This window comes from Bradyrhizobium campsiandrae, from assembly GCF_014529705.1.
GTDB classification, from domain to species: domain Bacteria; phylum Pseudomonadota; class Alphaproteobacteria; order Rhizobiales; family Xanthobacteraceae; genus Bradyrhizobium; species Bradyrhizobium campsiandrae.
On record NZ_JAANIH010000068.1, the window covers coordinates 30,584 to 46,607 of the forward strand.

General features: G+C 65.0%; 14 protein-coding genes. 4 read left to right on the forward strand and 10 right to left on the reverse strand.

All coding sequences use genetic code 11. The features are described from left to right. The first annotated feature begins 2 nt into the window (after window positions 1-2). Both G8O24_RS34655 and G8O24_RS34660 read left to right on the forward strand, forming a co-directional pair. On the forward strand, window positions 3-1,814 hold the full coding sequence (locus G8O24_RS34655; RefSeq protein ID WP_188107017.1) for an ABC-F family ATP-binding cassette domain-containing protein: 1,812 nt from the start codon (window positions 3-5) through the stop codon (window positions 1,812-1,814). Between the two features lie 2 nt (window positions 1,815-1,816). Continuing rightward, window positions 1,817-2,896: a D-TA family PLP-dependent enzyme gene (locus G8O24_RS34660; RefSeq protein ID WP_188107018.1), complete on the forward strand. Its 1,080-nt coding sequence runs from the start codon at window positions 1,817-1,819 to the stop codon at window positions 2,894-2,896. On the opposite strand, the gene G8O24_RS34665 is transcribed toward G8O24_RS34660, so the two are convergent. After that, window positions 2,893-3,795: a LysR family transcriptional regulator gene (locus G8O24_RS34665; RefSeq protein ID WP_188107019.1), complete on the reverse strand. Its 903-nt coding sequence runs from the start codon at window positions 3,793-3,795 to the stop codon at window positions 2,893-2,895. The genes G8O24_RS34660 and G8O24_RS34665 overlap by 4 nt on opposite strands. Before the next feature lie 95 nt (window positions 3,796-3,890). On the opposite strand from G8O24_RS34665, the gene G8O24_RS34670 reads away from it, so the two are divergent. Further along, a complete protein-coding gene (locus G8O24_RS34670; protein WP_188107020.1) occupies window positions 3,891-5,108 on the forward strand; it encodes an MFS transporter in 1,218 nt (405 codons plus the stop codon). On the opposite strand, the gene G8O24_RS34675 is transcribed toward G8O24_RS34670, so the two are convergent. From G8O24_RS34675 to G8O24_RS34710, 8 genes are all read right to left on the reverse strand, one after another. Continuing rightward, entirely contained in the window at window positions 5,103-6,329 is a 1,227-nt protein-coding gene (locus G8O24_RS34675; protein ID WP_188107030.1) for a BaiN/RdsA family NAD(P)/FAD-dependent oxidoreductase, read from the reverse strand. The two genes, G8O24_RS34670 and G8O24_RS34675, sit on opposite strands and share 6 nt — an antisense overlap. Next, window positions 6,326-7,243 carry an SDR family NAD(P)-dependent oxidoreductase gene (locus G8O24_RS34680; protein ID WP_188107021.1) on the reverse strand — a complete coding sequence of 306 codons (918 nt, stop codon included), beginning with the start codon at window positions 7,241-7,243 and terminating at the stop codon, window positions 6,326-6,328. The genes G8O24_RS34675 and G8O24_RS34680 overlap by 4 nt, the downstream gene beginning before the upstream one ends. Before the next feature lie 231 nt (window positions 7,244-7,474). Further along, the gene (locus tag G8O24_RS34685; protein WP_188107022.1) at window positions 7,475-7,951 is read right to left on the reverse strand and encodes a MaoC family dehydratase; all 477 of its coding nucleotides are present in this window, start codon (window positions 7,949-7,951) and stop codon (window positions 7,475-7,477) included. A 6-nt stretch (window positions 7,952-7,957) separates the two neighbouring features. Then, a complete protein-coding gene (locus tag G8O24_RS34690) occupies window positions 7,958-9,676 on the reverse strand; it encodes an AMP-binding protein (RefSeq protein ID WP_188107023.1) in 1,719 nt (572 codons plus the stop codon). Further along, window positions 9,676-10,566 (reverse strand): 3-hydroxyisobutyrate dehydrogenase, encoded by an 891-nt coding sequence (gene mmsB / locus G8O24_RS34695; RefSeq protein WP_188107024.1) that lies wholly within the window; start codon window positions 10,564-10,566, stop codon window positions 9,676-9,678. Before mmsB ends, G8O24_RS34690 begins: the two co-directional genes overlap by 1 nt. A gap of 28 nt (window positions 10,567-10,594) precedes the next feature. Then, a complete protein-coding gene (locus G8O24_RS34700; RefSeq protein ID WP_188107025.1) occupies window positions 10,595-11,662 on the reverse strand; it encodes an enoyl-CoA hydratase/isomerase family protein in 1,068 nt (355 codons plus the stop codon). Continuing rightward, window positions 11,659-12,804, reverse strand: a complete 1,146-nt coding sequence (locus G8O24_RS34705) for an acyl-CoA dehydrogenase family protein (protein WP_188107026.1) — start codon at window positions 12,802-12,804, stop codon at window positions 11,659-11,661. The genes G8O24_RS34700 and G8O24_RS34705 overlap by 4 nt, the downstream gene beginning before the upstream one ends. A gap of 151 nt (window positions 12,805-12,955) precedes the next feature. Continuing rightward, on the reverse strand, window positions 12,956-14,452 hold the full coding sequence (locus tag G8O24_RS34710; RefSeq protein ID WP_188107027.1) for a CoA-acylating methylmalonate-semialdehyde dehydrogenase: 1,497 nt from the start codon (window positions 14,450-14,452) through the stop codon (window positions 12,956-12,958). 102 nt (window positions 14,453-14,554) lie between these two features. On the opposite strand from G8O24_RS34710, the gene G8O24_RS34715 reads away from it, so the two are divergent. Beyond that, entirely contained in the window at window positions 14,555-15,469 is a 915-nt protein-coding gene (locus tag G8O24_RS34715) for a LysR family transcriptional regulator (RefSeq protein ID WP_188107028.1), read from the forward strand. A 99-nt stretch (window positions 15,470-15,568) separates the two neighbouring features. Here the strand turns inward: G8O24_RS34715 and G8O24_RS34720 are convergent. Next, a partial coding sequence (locus tag G8O24_RS34720; RefSeq protein ID WP_188107029.1) for an LmrA/YxaF family transcription factor occupies window positions 15,569-16,024 on the reverse strand: 456 nt, incomplete at its 5' end.

Genomic DNA, 16,024 nt, shown 5'->3' on the forward strand with positions numbered 1-16,024 from the left:
CGATGGCGCCCCCGCTGATCCAACTCAAAGACATCACGCTGACCTTCGGCGGCACGCCTCTGTTGTCAGGTGTCGAGCTCAACGTCGCGCCGTCCGAGCGCGTCTGCCTGATCGGTCGTAACGGCTCCGGCAAATCGACGCTGCTGAAGATCGCGGCCGGCCTCGTCGAGCCCGACGGCGGCACGCGCTTCGTGCAGCCGGGCGCGACCGTTCGCTATCTGCCGCAGGAGCCGGATTTCGGCGACCACAAGACCACGCTTGCCTATGTCGAATCCGGGCTCGCACCCGGCGACGACCAGCATCAGGCACGCTATCTGCTGCAGCAGCTCGGCCTCACCGGCGAGGAGAACCCGCACAACCTCTCCGGCGGCGAGGCCCGGCGCGCGGCCCTGGCCTACGTTCTGGCCCCCTCGCCCGACATCCTGCTACTGGACGAGCCGACCAACCATCTCGATCTCGCCACCATCGAATGGCTGGAACAGGAGCTCGACTCCCGGCGCAGTGCGCTTGTGATCATCAGCCATGACCGCCGCTTCCTCACCAATCTTTCGCGTTCGACGGCCTGGCTGGACCGCGGCAGGATCAAGCAGATCGATCGCGGCTTTGCCGCCTTCGAGAGCTGGCGCGACGAGGTGCTGGCGGAGGAAGAGCGCGACCAGCACAAGCTCGACCGCAAGATCGTCGACGAGGAGCACTGGCTGCGCCACGGCGTCTCCGGCCGCCGCAAGCGCAACGTCAAGCGGCTCGCCAATCTGCATGCGCTGCGCGACCAGCGTCGCCACTATCGCGGCACCGCCGGCAGTGCCACCCTTGCCGCCGCAGAAGCGGAAGCCTCCGGCAAGCTGGTGATCGAGGCGAAGGCCATCACCAAGGCCTATGGCGAGCGCAAGATCGTCGAGAATTTCTCCACCCGCATCCAGCGCGGCGACCGGCTCGGTATCATCGGCCCGAACGGCGCCGGCAAGACCACGCTGGTCAACCTGCTCACCGGCGGCATCCGACCGGATTCCGGCACGGTGCGGCTCGGCGCCAATCTGGAGATGGCGACGCTCGATCAGCACCGCGAAAGCCTCGATCCCAAATCGACGCTTGCCGAGGCTCTCACCGGTGGCCGCGGCGACCATGTCATGGTCGGCGGCAAGCCGAAGCATGTCGTCGGCTACATGAAGGACTTCCTGTTCGCGCAGGAGCAGCGCGGCACGCCGCTGGAGGTGCTCTCGGGCGGCGAGCGCGGCCGCCTGATGCTGGCGCGCGCGCTGGCGAAGCCCTCAAACCTTCTGGTGCTGGACGAGCCGACCAACGATCTCGATCTCGAAACGCTCGACGTGCTCGAGGAGATGCTCGGCGATTACGAGGGCACGGTCATCCTGATCAGCCATGACCGCGATTTCCTCGATCGTGTCGTCACCTCGGTGATCGCGCCCGAGGGAGGCGGCAAGTGGATCGAATATGCCGGCGGCTACAGCGACATGCTGGCGCAGCGCGGTGCGGATCTGAAGCGCGAGACCGCGAAGGCGCAGCCGGTCGCCGACAAGAAAGAGGATCGCCCCGCTCCGGCAGCGCCCGCGTCCAAGCGAAAGCTGAGCTTCAACGAGAAGCACGCGCTGGAGACGCTGCCCAAGAGGATGGAGACGTTGCAGTCTGACATCGCCAGGCTGCAACGTGTGCTGGATGACCCCAACCTCTACGCCAGGGATCGCAAGAAATTCGACGACACCTCGGCCGCCATCGCCAAGGCACATGAAGAACTGTCCGCCGCCGAAGAGCGCTGGCTCGAACTTGAAATGCTTCGCGAAGAAATTGAACAGGCCTAATCATGACAACGACTCTCGCCGCCAAGATCGCACGCGAATACGGCACGCCCTGTGCCGTCATCGACATGGACAGGGTCGAACGCAACATCGCGCGGATTCAGAAAGCCTGCGACGACGCAGGCATCGCCAATCGGCCGCACATCAAGACGCACAAGAACCCGACGATTGCGAAGATGCAGGTCGTGGCCGGCGCCAAGGGCATCACCTGCCAGAAAATCGGCGAGGCCGAGATCATGGCCAATGCCGGCATCGACGACATCCTGATCAGCTACAACCTGCTCGGCGAAGAGAAGATGGCGCGGCTCGGTGCGCTGAATGCCAAGACCAGAATGACGGTGGCGGCCGACAATTCGACCGTGGTTGCCGGTCTGCCCAAGGCGGCAGAAGCCTCGGGCCGCACGCTCTCGGTCGTGGTCGAATGCGATACGGGGCGCAAGCGCGCCGGTGTCGAGACGCCGGCCGAGGCGATTGCGCTTGCACGCGAGATCGCCGCATCCAAGGGGCTCGAGTTCGCCGGTTTCATGCTCTACCCGACCGAGACCGGCTGGGCTGACGCGCAAAAATTCTACGACGAAGCGCTGGCCGGCGTGCGGGCGCACGGGCTCGACGCAAAAGTCGTCTCGACCGGCGGCACGCCGAACCTCGTCAATATCGGCAAGCTCAAGGGCGGCACCGAGCACCGGTTCGGCACCTACATCTACAACGACCGCATGCAGGTCGCGGCCGGTGTCGCCAGCTGGGACGACTGCGCATTGCACATCTATTCAACGGTGGTGAGCCGCGCCGCGCCCGAGCGCGGCATTCTCGATGCCGGCTCGAAGACGCTGACGACTGATACCGGCGGGCTCGAGGGCCATGGCCTGATCCTCGAGCATCCCGAGGCCAAGATCGCGAAATTTGCGGAGGAGCACGGCTTCCTCGATCTCTCCCGCAGCAACACGCGGCCGAATGTCGGTGATGTGGTGCGCATCGTGCCGAACCATGTCTGCGTCGTGGTCAACATGATGGATGAGGTGGTGATGGTCCGCGGCGATGAGATCATCGGCACGCTGCCGGTTGCGGCGCGCGGCAAGCTGCGCTAGGCGCGTATCAAAGCCTGTAGCTCCCGATCGAGCCCCTCGCGGAACAGGTTGATCGGGCGGGCCAGTCGGCCGGCTGGCGGGCGATGAACCAACCATGCCCTCACAGCGGGATTGAAGTCCCGCGCAGCGACCGGCTTGAGCTCGTCGCGAAACGCGCTCCGCTTCAGTGCAAGCGGCGTCACCAGGCCGACGCCGAGCCCGCGCGCCACGAGCGACAGGCGAAGCTCGCTGTCGAGCGCCTCCACAGCGACCGTGAACGGCAAATGCTCGGCATCGAAGCGGCGCTTGAGCGTGTCGCGAAATCCGCAACCGTCCTGGTTGATGACCCATGAGAGCTGCGACAGGCGCTCGAGATCGACCGTGCGAGGGATCTTCATGTTGCGCGCAACGACGAACACAACGGGCTGCGAACCGAGATCGTCAGCGACGAGATCAGCGGGCGGCGCGGCCCCGTCAGGCAGGCAGATCGCGGCGGCATCGAGCTCGTTGCGGCTGACCCGCTCGACCTGGTTGGGCGACCAGCCCGAGACGACACGCACGCTCAGCGCCGGAAATTCGGCACGCACAGCATCCAGCGGTGCGCTGAGCCCCGCCTCTGAGAGAAACGGCGTGAGACCGAGTCGGAACTCGCCACGCACCACGCCGTCATTGGCAACGCCGGCCTTGAGATCATCCAGCATTCTGAGCAGGCGTCGGCCCTGCTCATAGGCCTCGTGACCCGCTACCGTCGGCTTCAGCGGTTTCGACAGGCGGTCCAACAACTGCGTGCCCAGCATCTCCTCCAGATTCTGGATGCGCCGCGTCACGCCGGGCTGGGTGAGATTGAGACGCGTCGAGGCCGCGACGATCGAACCGGTTTCGACCACCGCGACGAAAGCGACCAGGTCATGGGTGTTCATGAGTAACTCGCATATTCTTTATAGGCTTTATTGAATTGTAGCATACTGCACGCCCCGCTTAAAGAGGACCACGCATTCCATCCGCGCGAGGTCCCATGACCGTTTCCGAAACCACCAGGCTTGCATCACCCAAGCAGTTCGCCGAACGATCCCTGATCTGGCTTGGTGCGATCACCACCGGCGTCGTCGTCACCAATTTGTTCGCGCCGCAGATTCTGGTCGGCCTGATCGGCCGATCCTTGGCCATGACCCCAGTTCAGGCCGGCCTCGTCAGCACGCTGACCCTGCTCGGCTATGCGCTTGGCCTGTTGTCGCTGGTGCCGCTGGTAGATCTCGTCGAGAACCGGCGCCTGATCCTGCGCACGCTCGGCTGTGCAATCCTCGCGGCGCTGGCAACGTCATTGGCGCCGACACCCTCGCTGCTATTGTTCGCCACCTTTGTTCTCGGAGCGTCCTGCGCGGCCATCCAGATGATGGTGCCTCTTGTGGCCTCGATGATCGCACCGGAACGTCGCGGCCAAGCCATTGGCGAAGTCATGAGCGGATTGATGATCGGCATCCTGTTGTCGCGGCCAGCCGCGAGCTTGATTGCCGATCTCTGGAGCTGGCGCGCCTACTATCTCGCCTCGGCTATCCTGATGACGCTGCTCGCCGGCGCACTCGGTCGCTATCTGCCGCCGCTGCAGCCCACGGCCCGCGTCGGCTACGTCGACTTGCTCCGCTCGTTCCCAAGGCTGCTACGGGAAGAGCCTGTGCTGCGCGTGCGCGCCTGGACAGCGTCCCTGGTCATGGCGTCTTTCACCGCATTCTGGTCCGCGGTTGCGCTGCGCTTGCCCGATGCACCCTTCGCGCTCGATGCCAAGGGCATCGCAGCTTTCGCGCTGATCGGCGTCGCAGGCGCGGCGGCGACGCCAGTCGCCGGCCGTTGGGGCGACAGGGGCTGGGCACGACAGATGTTCTTCGCCGCACACCTGTGTATTATCGGCTCACTCGCGCTTTGCGCCTGGGCGGGCGTGATGGAGTTCCGCAGCGCTGCCCTGCTGGTGTTGAGTCTCGGTACCATTCTGTTGGACATCGGCATCACCGCCGACCAAACGCTCGGGCGCCGCGCCGTCAATTTGCTGCGGCCCGAGGCGCGCGGCCGAATCAACGGCCTGTTCGTTGCGCTGTTCTTCGTCGGCGGAGGCGTCGGCTCTGCGGCGGCCTCACTGGCCTGGAGCTACGCCGGCTGGACCGCGGTCTGCGCCGTCGCGGCTGCATTCGGTATGCTCGGCCTGCTCACCGATCTCTTGACCAGGACCGGCACGTCATGATTGCGACGACGCCAGCCAGGCCAAAGCGCCCCTCCCCGCCGCAGCCCCCGTGGCGAACGAGGCCTGCAGGAGATAGCCGCCGGTCGGCGCCTCCCAGTCCAGCATCTCGCCGGCCGCGAACACGCCGGGCAGTTTGCGCAGCATGAAGTGGTCATCGAGCTCATCGAAGGCGATCCCGCCCGCAGTCGAGATGGCGCGCTCGATCGGCGCAACGCCGGTGAGCTGGACTGGAATCGCGTTGATCAGATGCGCGAGCTCCGCCGGCGAGAGCGTTGCCAGTGGCCGGCCGGACGCGATGGCCGCCTCCTGCATGAGTCCGATTCCCACCGGCGACAATTGCGCGGCCTTGCGCAGGAAGTTTGCCAGCGATTGCTTGCCACGGTTACCTGATAGCCGCGTGGTCAGCGCCTCGGCGCTGAGATCCGGCCGCAATGCGATCGTCAATGTCGCCTGCCCCAGACCCAGCACCGCTTCGCGCAACTCGGCCGACAGTGCGTAGATGGCTCCGCCCTCGATGCCCGCGCGCGTGATCATCGCCTCGCCGCGCACCGTGTGCGCGCCGATCGTCAGCGCCACGCCCTTGAGCGGCTGGCCCTCGAAGCGATCGCGGAACACATCGGACCAGGCGACCGTGAAGCCGGAATTGGCCGGCCGCAATTTCGAGACAGCAATGCCTTTCGCCGCGAGAAGGCCGACCCAACTCCCATCCGATCCCAGGCGCGGCCAGCTCGCGCCACCGAGCGCGAGCACTGTTGCGCTAGCGGCAACGGCAAGCGGACCATCCGGCGCTTGAAATTGCAGCCGCCGCTCCGCATCCCATCCGGTCCAGCGATGCCGAAACGCGAATTGCACGCCCGATGCATCGAGCCGCCGCAGCCAGGCGCGCAGCAAGGGCGAGGCCTTGAACGTTTTCGGAAACACCCGCCCGCTGCTGCCGACGAAGGTCGGCTGCCCTAACCCAGCGCTCCAGTCGCGCAGCGCGTCGGGCAGAAACGCCTCGACCGCCGCGCGCAAATGCGGCATTGCTTCGCGGTAGCGCGCGAGGAAATCCGCCAACGGCTCGCTGTGGGTGAGATTGAGTCCGCCGCGGCCGGCCATCAGGAATTTGCGGCCGGCCGACGGCATGGCATCGTAGACGGTGACGCCGGCGCCGCCCTGCGCCAGCACCTCCGCCGCCATCAGCCCGGCGGGACCGGCGCCGATGACGGCGACGTCGCTCAGAGCTTGATCCCCGCCCGGACTGCGGCCTGAGCCACGTATTTCTGGGTCTGCTCGAACGCGCCGGTCAGCGCCTTGGCCTTCGACATGTCGCTGATCTCCGCGAAATGCGCGGCGATCGCATCCGGGGTCCAGTCGGACTCCGGCAGGTTGATACCCTCGCTCTCGAGGATCTTGATCACCGCAAAGGAGCCGGCACCGGCGCCCATGATGGTGCGGGTCGGCGCGTCCTCGCTGAGCATGTACTCGACCGCAGGCGTGATCGCGTTCGGCTTCATCAGCTGCAAAGCCTGCGGCGGCAGCAGCTCCTCGGTCATCCGGGTCGCCGCAGTCGGCGAGATGATGTTGACGCGGATGTTGTTCTTGCGACCTTCCTCGGCCAGCACATTCATCAGACCGACCATGCCTGATTTGGCCGCGCCATAATTGGCCTGGCCGAAATTGCCGTAGAGGCCGGAAGACGAGGTCGTCAGCACGATGCGGCCGTAGTTGCGGTCGCGCATGCCGGCCCACACCGCCTTGCAGCAATAGAAGGTGCCGACGAGATGCACGTCGAGCACCTTCTGGAAGTCGGCCGCTTCCATCTTGCCGAACGACTTGTCGCGCAAAATGCCGGCATTGGCACACATGATGTCGACGCTGCCCCACTCCTTGGTGGCGCGTTCGACCATGGCGGCGACCTGCTCGAAGTTCGAAACGTCGGCGCCGTCGGCCATCGCGGTGCCGCCGGCTTTGCGGATCTCCTCGACCACGGCTTCCGCCGGCGAGAGCGATGCGCCGGTACCATCGCGGGCACCGCCGAAATCGTTGACCACGACTTTCGCACCGCGGCTCGCGAGACCCAGCGCGTGGGCCTTGCCGAGACCATTGCCCGCCCCGGTGACGATGGCGACGCGTCCGTCGAATCTGATTGCCATTGATTACATCCTGTTCTTCTCTTCCCTTCTCCCCTTGTGGGAGAAGGTGGCGCGTAAGCGCGGGATGAGGGGTCTCTCTCGACAGCCGAGTTTGCGGAGGGATACCCCTCACCCGGCTTCGCGTTCCGCGAAGCCACCCTCTCCCACAAGGGGAGAGGGTGACACCGCGCGATTTGGTCAGCTTTTGAGCAGCGATGGGTTGCCGGGTCAAGCCCGGCGATCTCAGCCTGTTCAGGCGATATAGATCAGGCCGAGCCAGTCCGCGACCAGAGCGGGCTTGTCCTCGCCTTCGATCTCCACCGTCACGTTGGTGCGAGACTGCAATTCACCAGCCTTGCGCAGCCTGGCTTCGGCCAGCACGAACCGACCGCGGACGCGCTTGCCCGAGCGTACTGGCGAGATGAAGCGCAGCTTGTCGAAACCGTAGTTCACGCCCATCGTGGTGCCCGCGATCGCCGGCATCACTTCGTAGGACATTACCGACAACATCGACATGGTCAGGAAACCATGCGCGATGGTGGTGCCGAATGGGGTCGCCTTGGCCCGCTCAGGATCGACATGGATGAACTGGTGATCCTCGGTGACGTCGGCGTAGGTGTCGATGCGGGACTGATCGATCAGGTGCCATGACGAGACGCCAATCTCCTTGCCGACCATGGCCTGATAGGCCTCGAGCGTGATCGGCGGCTTCTTCCAGATTTCGTTCATGTCGCTTCAAGTCTCACTTCTTGTTTTCGGCAGATCCGGAAAGTCCTCCTCGCGGAATTCCCGGCCGCGCAGCGGATCGTTGCGATCATCGTCGCGTTCGAGCCGTCGTAGCTGCACGCGGCGGATTTTGCCAGAGATCGTCTTCGGCAGCTCGGTGACGATTTCGAGACGGCGGATCCGCTTGAACGGCGCCAGCCGCGTGTGCAGGTGCTTGAAAATGGAGAGCGCCGTCTCCGGCGTCCGCTCGGCGCCTGCAACCAGCAGCACGAAGGCTTTTGGGATCGCGAGCCTGATGGGATCGGGGCTCGGCACCACGGCGGCTTCCGCCACCAGTTCGTGCTCCAGCAGCACGCTCTCCAGCTCGAACGGGCTGATGCGGTAATCGGAGGATTTGAACACGTCGTCGGAGCGGCCGACGAAGGTGAGATAGCCGTCCTCGTCCTCGAACACGACGTCGCCACTGCGGTAGAGATCGCCTTCTGCACCGGACAGCCTGCCGTCGTCGCCCTGATAGCCCTGCATCAGGCCGGCGGGGCGATCGGCGCCCAGCACCAGCGCCACCTCGCCTTCCTTGGCTGGGTGACCGTCGGCATCGCTGACCTGCACGCGATAGCCCGGCAACGGGCGGCCCATCGAGCCGACCTTGATCTTCTGACCCGGCGAGTTGCCGGCGAGCGCGGTGGTCTCGGTCTGGCCGTAGCCGTCGCGGATGGTGAGCCCCCAAGCGGACTGCACCTGATCGATCACTTCCGGATTGAGCGGCTCGCCCGCGCCGCAGACCTCGCGCAGGGCCATCTTGAACGAGGCCAGGTTCTCCTGGATGAAGAGCCGCCACACGGTCGGCGGCGCGCACAGCGTGGTGACGCCACAGCGGCCGATGGTGGCAAGCAGCCCCTTGGCGTCGAAGCGCGGCTGGTTGACGACGAACACGGTGGCCCCCGCATTCCAGGGCGCGAAGAAGCAGCTCCAGGCGTGCTTGGCCCAGCCCGGCGAAGAAATGTTGAGATGGACGTCGCCGGGCTTCAACCCAATCCAGTACATGGTCGACAGATGCCCGACCGGGTAGCTGCGCTGGCTGTGCCGCACCAGCTTTGGCTTTGCCGTGGTGCCGGAGGTGAAATAGAGCAGCATCGGATCGTCGGCGTTGGTCGGGCCGTCGGCTGCAAAACTCTCCGAAGCTTTCGCCGCCTCGTCATAGGCAAGCCAGCCATCGGAGGCCGCACCGACCACGATGCGAACGATATTCTCGGCGCCGAGGCTCGCGAACTTCGCGACCTGATCCTGCGCGGCGACGACCGCCCTCGCCTTGCCGCGGTCGAGCCGATCGCGCAGTTCGTCGGCCGTCAGCAGCGTGGTGGCGGGAATCACGACGACGCCGAGCTTCATCGCCGCCAGCATGGTCTCCCACAGCGGCACGACATTGCCGAGCAGCAGCAGCAGATGATCGCCGCGCTTCAAGCCCTGTGCGCGGAGAAAGTTTGCGACCTGATTGGAGCGCTTCGAGAGCGCCGCAAAGGACAGCTTTGTCTGCTTGTCCTGTGCGGCATCGACAATCCAGAGCGCGGGCCGATCCCTGCTGTCCGCATTCGCCGCCAACTCGGCGTCGAACCAGTCGAGCGCCCAGTTGAAAGGGGCAGGATCCGGCCAACGGAAGCCTTTGACCGCTGTCTCGTAATCCGTGCGGTGTGCGAGAAGAAACGCGCGCGCGTCCTGAAATGTCGTCATTAAGCTTTCCCGGCTAGCCCCCTAACGTGCTTGATAATTCCGGAAAAATCCACCCCGCCCTGGCCGGCAGCATCGAAAGACTGATAGATCTCCTGCGCATGCTTGCCGAGCGGCGTGGCCGCGCCCGCGGCCTTGGCAGCGTCCTGGGCCAGGGTCAGGTCTTTCACCATCAGCGCCGAGGCAAAGCCCGGCTTGTAGTCGTTGTTGGCCGGGGAGGTCGGCACCGGGCCGGGAACCGGGCAATAGGTGGTGAGCGACCAGCACTGGCCCGACGAGGTCGAGGCGACGTCGAACAGCGCCTGGTGCGAAAGACCGAGCTTTTCACCCAGTGCAAAGGCCTCGCTCACCGCGATCATGGAAATGCCGAGAATCATGTTGTTGCAGATCTTGGCCGCCTGCCCAGCGCCGGCGCCGCCGCAATGGACGATCTTCTTGCCCATCTTCTCCAGCACGGGCTTTGCCGCCGCGAACGCGGCCTCCTCGCCGCCGCACATGAAGGTGAGCGTGCCGCCCTTCGCACCACCGGTACCGCCGGAAACAGGCGCGTCGACCGAGAGCACACCGTGCTTGGCCGCGAGCGCATGGGCCTGACGCGCGCTCTCGACATCGATGGTCGAGCTGTCGATGATCAGCGCCCCCTTGGTCATGACAGGAACGACCTCGTTCCAGACGCCGAGCACGTGCTTTCCAGCGGGCAGCATGGTCACCACGACATCGGCGCCCTTCACCGCTCCGGTCGCGCTCTCCGCGATGCTGGCGCCATCGGCCTTGGCCTGATTGCGCGAGGCCTCGACGAGATCGAAGGCCACCACCTTGTGGCCGGCCTTGACGAGGTTGGCCGCCATCGGGCCGCCCATATTGCCGAGACCGATGAATGCGATCGTGGCCATTGTCGTTTCCTCCGCTTGATAATCGTTGTCAGCTGAACTTGAGCTCGTCGGCACCAATCTCGGCAAAATACGGCACCAGCATCGCCGGCGTGACATCCTCGATCCGCGGCGGCGACCAGGTCGGGTTGCGGTCCTTGTCGATCACGGCGGCGCGCACGCCCTCGCGGAAATCGTCGCTGCGGAACACCTCCAGCGCGGCGCGATATTCGCGCACCAGGCATTCTTCCAGGCTCGATGCGGAGCGCGCCAGCCGCAGCAGCTTCAGCGTCACCACCATGCCGCGGGGCGATTTTTCGTTGAGCGTCTTCAGCGTGGCCTGCGCGAAGTCAGAGCCGTCGCGCTCGAGCGCTGCGAAAATGTCTTCCATGCGGTCGAAGCTGAACAATGCGTCGATCGCCGGCTCCTTCGCCGCCACCGGCCCGGCGGTCTCACCGGTCGCAAAACCGTTAATGACCTTAGTGACGTCAGCTGCGGTTGCGCCCGAACGAATCCTGGTTAGCGCCTCGCGCAGCTCCGGCCATTTAGACGCCGGCACCACAGCGTCGGCGAATTTTGCATGGATTGCGTCGGGCCCGTTCATGGTCTGACCGGTCAGGCCGAAGTAGGTGCCGGTCTCGCCGGGTGAGCGCGACAACAGCCAGGTGCCGCCAACATCGGGGAAGAAGCCGAGCCCGACCTCCGGCATCGCCAGCTTGGTGCGTTCGGTGACGATGCGATGACTGGCGTGGCCGGACAGGCCAACGCCACCGCCCATCACCAGGCCATCCATGAACGCGACGTAAGGCTTCGGAAATTTCGCGATCCGCGCATTCATGACGTATTCCTGACGCCAGAACCGCGCGCCGAGGTCGCCGCCTTCGCGCGAGCTCTCCCAGAGGCCGCGGATGTCGCCGCCGGCGCAGAGGCCGCGCTCGCCGGCGCCTTCAAGAATGATCAACGCGACTTCTGGGTCGGCCTCGAACTTGTCCAGCGCCGCGTCGATGCCTTCCGACATCTCCAGCGTCATGGCGTTGATCGCCTTCGGTCGGTTGAGGCGGATCACACCCGCCGCGCCCTCACGGCGAACGACCAGATCACCCTCGTCCTCTGAACTCATCGCGCGCCCTCGATCAGTTTGCGCGCCACGATGAGGCGCATGATTTCGTTGGTGCCTTCGAGGATCTGGTGCACACGCAGATCCCGTACGATCTTCTCGATGCCGTATTCGCTGAGGTAGCCGTAGCCGCCGTGCAGCTGCAGCGCGCGGTTGGCAACCTCGAAACCGATGTCGGTCCCGAAGCGTTTTGCCATCGCACAGAGCATGGTGGCGTCGGGATCCTTGCGATCCAATGCGGCTGCGGCCCGCCACAGGAAGGTGCGTGCAGCCTCGAGCTCGATCGCCATGTCGGCGAGCTTGAACTGCAACGCCTGGAATTCGTCGAGACGTTTGCCGAAGGCCTTGCGCTCCTTCATGTAGGCGCGCGCCTTGTCGAGCGCAGTTTGGGCACCACCAAGAGAACACGCAGTGATGTTGAGACGGCCGCCGTCGAGGCCGGCCATCGCGATCTTGAAGCCGACACCTTCCTCGCTCAGGCGGTTTGCAACCGGCACGCGGGCATTCTCGAACATCACCGCGCGGGTCGGCTGGGCGTTCCAACCCATCTTGCGCTCGTTGGCGCCAAAGGAGATGCCTGGCGTCTTGCCGTCGATGACGAGCGTCGAGATGCCGCCGGGACCATCGCCACCGGTGCGCACCATCGCGACCAAGAGATCGGTGCCGCCTGCGCCGGAGATGAACTGCTTCTGGCCGTTGAGAACGTAGTGATCGCCGTCGCGCGCCGCGCGGGTACGCAGGGCTGCCGCATCCGAGCCGGCGCCCGGCTCGGTCAGGCAGTAGCTCGCGATCAGCTCCATGGTGCAGAGCTTCGGCAGCCATTGATGACGCTGGGTGTCGCTGCCGAAGGCATCGATCATCCAGCTCGCCATGTTGTGGATGGAGATGAACGCCGAGGTGGTCGGGCAGCCCGTCGCCAGCGCCTCGAAAATCAGCGCCGCATCGAACCGCGTCATGGCGGAGCCGCCGACATCCTCGCGGATGTAGATACCGCCCATGCCGAGCGTGGCGGCTTCGCGCATCACGTCGACAGGGAAATGCTTCTCCTCGTCCCAGCGCAGCGCGTGCGGCGCAATCTTTTCCGCCGCAAACGCCAGCGCCATGTCTCGAATCGCGACCTGATCCTCGTTCAGAGCGAACTGCATCGTGCGGCTACCCTCTTGCCCCATCGTCATTGCGAGCGCAGCGAAGCAATCCAGTATCCCTCCGCAGAGATAGTCTGGATTGCTTCCGCCTTCGCCAAAGGCTTCGGCGGACAAGTCGTCGCAAGAGCTCCTCGCAATGACGGCTATGCCGTCACTTCATCAGCGGGATGGAGAACTCCGCACCGTCCTTGACACCGGACGGCCAGCGCGACGTCACCGTCTTGGTCTTGGTATAGAAGCGGATCGAATCCGGGCCGTGCTGGTTGAGATCGCCGAAGCCCGACTTCTTCCAGCCGCCGAAGGTGTAATAGGCGATCGGCACCGGGATCGGCACGTTGATGCCGACCATGCCGACATTCACCTTCGCCGCGAAGTCGCGCGCGGCATCGCCATCGCGAGTGAAGATGGCCACGCCGTTGCCGTAATCATGATCGGAGGGTAGGGCCAGCGCCTCCTTGTAGTCGTGCGCGCGCACGACCGAGAGCACCGGGCCGAAGATCTCTTCCTTGTAGATCCGCATATCCTTGGTGACGTTGTCGAACAGCGAACCGCCGAGATAAAAACCCTTCTCGTATCCCTGCATCTTGAAGCCGCGGCCGTCGACGGCCAGCGTTGCGCCTTCCTTGATGCCGATGTCGATGTAGCTCTTGACCTTCTCGACCGCCTCGCGCGTCACCAGCGGGCCGTAATCGGCGGACGGATCGATCGAGGTGCCGATCTTCAAGGACTCGACGCGCGGAATCAGCTTTTCCATCAGGCGATCGGCGGTGGTCTTGCCGACGGGGACGGCGACGGAGACGGCCATGCAGCGCTCGCCGGCCGAGCCGTAGCCAGCGCCGATCAGCGCGTCGACGGCCTGGTCCATGTCCGCATCCGGCATGATGATGGCGTGGTTCTTGGCGCCGCCGAAGCACTGGCAGCGCTTGCCGGTCTGGGCCGCGCGCTCATAGATGTATTGTGCGATCGGCGTCGAGCCGACGAAGCCGATGGCCTTGATGTCGGGGTCGTCGAGGATGGCGTCGACGGCTTCCTTGTCGCCGTTGACGACGTTGAGGATTCCCGCCGGCAGGCCCGCCTCCATCATCAATTGAGCAAGCAGCATCGGCACGCCGGGGTCGCGCTCGGACGGCTTGAGGATGAAGGCGTTGCCGCAGGCGATCGCCGGGGCGAACTTCCACATCGGGATCATCGCCGGGAAATTGAACGGCGTGATGCCGGCGACGACGCCCAGCGGCTGGCGCATGGAATAGATGTCGATGCCGGGGCCGGCGCCTTCGGTGTACTCGCCCTTCATCAGATGCGGGATGCCGCAGGCGAACTCGGCGACTTCGAGGCCGCGCTGGATGTCGCCCTTGGCGTCGGGCACGGTCTTGCCGTGCTCGCGCGCGAGCAGCTCGGCGAGCTTGTCGTAGTCGCGCTGCACCAACTCGACAAATTTCATCATCACGCGGGCGCGGCGCTGCGGGTTGGTCGCAGCCCATTCCGGCTGCGCAGCACGGGCGTTCTCCACGGCAGCGCGCACTTCAGCCTTGGACGCCAGCGCGACCTTGGCCTGAACGTCACCGGTCATCGGCTCGAAAACGTCGGCGGTGCGGCCCGAGGAGCCCTTGACCTCCTTGCCACCGATGAAATGTCCGATTGAACGCATGGAATGATCTCCTTCAGGCCGAGCTTGAACGCTTTGACAAATCCTATCGACCTGCATTTTATAGGATTCAAGTCTGAGATAATGCACCATAGATGTGCGAAAATGCTGGATCAAGGCGCTATCGATTGGGACGACTTTCGCTTCGTGCTGGCCATCGTGCGGGGCGGCTCGGTGTCGGCTGCGGCCAAGCAGCTCGGCGTCGACCACGCCACGGTGATCCGGCGGGTCGACCGGTTGGAGAAGCACCTCTCGGCAAAGCTGTTTGACCGGCGCAAGACCGGCTACCTCCTCACCGAGGCCGGCCAGCGCGTCGCCGATAGCGCAGAGACGATGGAATCGACCATCGTCGCCAACCAGGAGCAGGTCGGCGGCTCGGTGGCGCGGCTGACCGGTACGGTGCGGATCGGTGCGCCCGACGGCTTCGGCACCGCCTTTCTGGCGCCGCGGCTGGCGCCGTTCGCCGACCGCTACCCCGATCTCGATCTGCAACTTGTAGCGACTGCGCGGCTTTTCAGTCTCTCCAAGCGCGAGGCTGACATCGCGATCAGCCTGACCATGCCGAAGGAAGGCCGCATCGTCGGCCGCAAGCTGCTCGATTACCGTCTTGGGCTTTATGCGTCGCCGGCCTACCTCGACCGTTTCCCCGACATCACCTCGCGGCAGGACCTGACGCAGCACCGCTTCGTCGGCTACATCGAGGAACTTCTGTTCACGCCGGAGCTCGACTACCTGCCGCAAGTGTCGCCGCGCATCTCCGCGCGCTTCCGCAGCGCCAACCTGATCGCGCAGCTCAACGCCACGCTCTCCGGCTTCGGCATCGCGGTGCTGCCGCATTTCATGGCGAGCGATTACCCGCAGCTCAAAGCGGTGCTGCCCGAAGAGATCTCGATCACCAGGACGTTCTGGATGCTGATGCATGCCGACAGCAAGGATCTGGCGCGGATCCGGGCGGTGGCGGATTACATCGGCGAGATCGTGGAGCGCGAACGGGCGCTGTTTGCGGGGCGGACTTCGTAGGGTGGGTTAGCGAAGCGCAACCCACCTCTTTAATTTCCACCAAGACAGAAGTGGTGGGTTACGCCTTCGGCGAACCCACCCTACGGCACCGCGGCATCCCTAGTTCTGCTTCGCCTTCTTCGCCGTCGCCACCTTCGGCTCCCGCTTCGCCCCTTCCAGCGCGCTATCCCTGCCCGCCTTCAGCACCTCGTCCGAGAGCTCGCTGGAGCCGGCGATGCGCGCCAGCAGCATCGTGCCGGCCATCGTCGCAAGCGTCGCGATCGCCTGCTTGCGCGCGGCCTTGCGCGGCTGATTTGGAATGAAATCGGTGATCATCTCGACCATCTCGTCGAGCTTGCCGGCAAAGGCCTTGCGCGTCTTCGGGCTCTCGCGGGCGATCTCGGCGCCGAGCGCGGGGATCGAGCAGCCATGGCCGGGATTGTCCCGGTGCAGCACCGAAAGATAGGTCTCGACGATCTGCGCTAGCTGCTTCTCGGGCGCGACTTGACCCGACTGCTTGCGCCAATGCTCCATCGAGCGGTCCATGGCGTAGGCAAAGGCCTCGATCACCAGCGC

Coding starts and splice junctions, on each gene's coding strand:
- G8O24_RS34715 (WP_188107028.1), top strand. CDS start 14,555: ATGCTGGATCAAGGCGCTATCGATTGGGACGACTTTCGCTTCGTGCTG.
- G8O24_RS34685 (WP_188107022.1), bottom strand. CDS start 7,951: ATGAACGAAATCTGGAAGAAGCCGCCGATCACGCTCGAGGCCTATCAG.
- mmsB (WP_188107024.1), bottom strand. CDS start 10,566: ATGGCCACGATCGCATTCATCGGTCTCGGCAATATGGGCGGCCCGATG.
- G8O24_RS34690 (WP_188107023.1), bottom strand. CDS start 9,676: ATGACGACATTTCAGGACGCGCGCGCGTTTCTTCTCGCACACCGCACG.
- G8O24_RS34705 (WP_188107026.1), bottom strand. CDS start 12,804: ATGCAGTTCGCTCTGAACGAGGATCAGGTCGCGATTCGAGACATGGCG.
- G8O24_RS34665 (WP_188107019.1), bottom strand. CDS start 3,795: ATGAACACCCATGACCTGGTCGCTTTCGTCGCGGTGGTCGAAACCGGT.
- G8O24_RS34710 (WP_188107027.1), bottom strand. CDS start 14,452: ATGCGTTCAATCGGACATTTCATCGGTGGCAAGGAGGTCAAGGGCTCC.
- G8O24_RS34655 (WP_188107017.1), top strand. CDS start 3: ATGGCGCCCCCGCTGATCCAACTCAAAGACATCACGCTGACCTTCGGC.
- G8O24_RS34660 (WP_188107018.1), top strand. CDS start 1,817: ATGACAACGACTCTCGCCGCCAAGATCGCACGCGAATACGGCACGCCC.
- G8O24_RS34700 (WP_188107025.1), bottom strand. CDS start 11,662: ATGAGTTCAGAGGACGAGGGTGATCTGGTCGTTCGCCGTGAGGGCGCG.
- G8O24_RS34680 (WP_188107021.1), bottom strand. CDS start 7,243: ATGGCAATCAGATTCGACGGACGCGTCGCCATCGTCACCGGGGCGGGC.
- G8O24_RS34670 (WP_188107020.1), top strand. CDS start 3,891: ATGACCGTTTCCGAAACCACCAGGCTTGCATCACCCAAGCAGTTCGCC.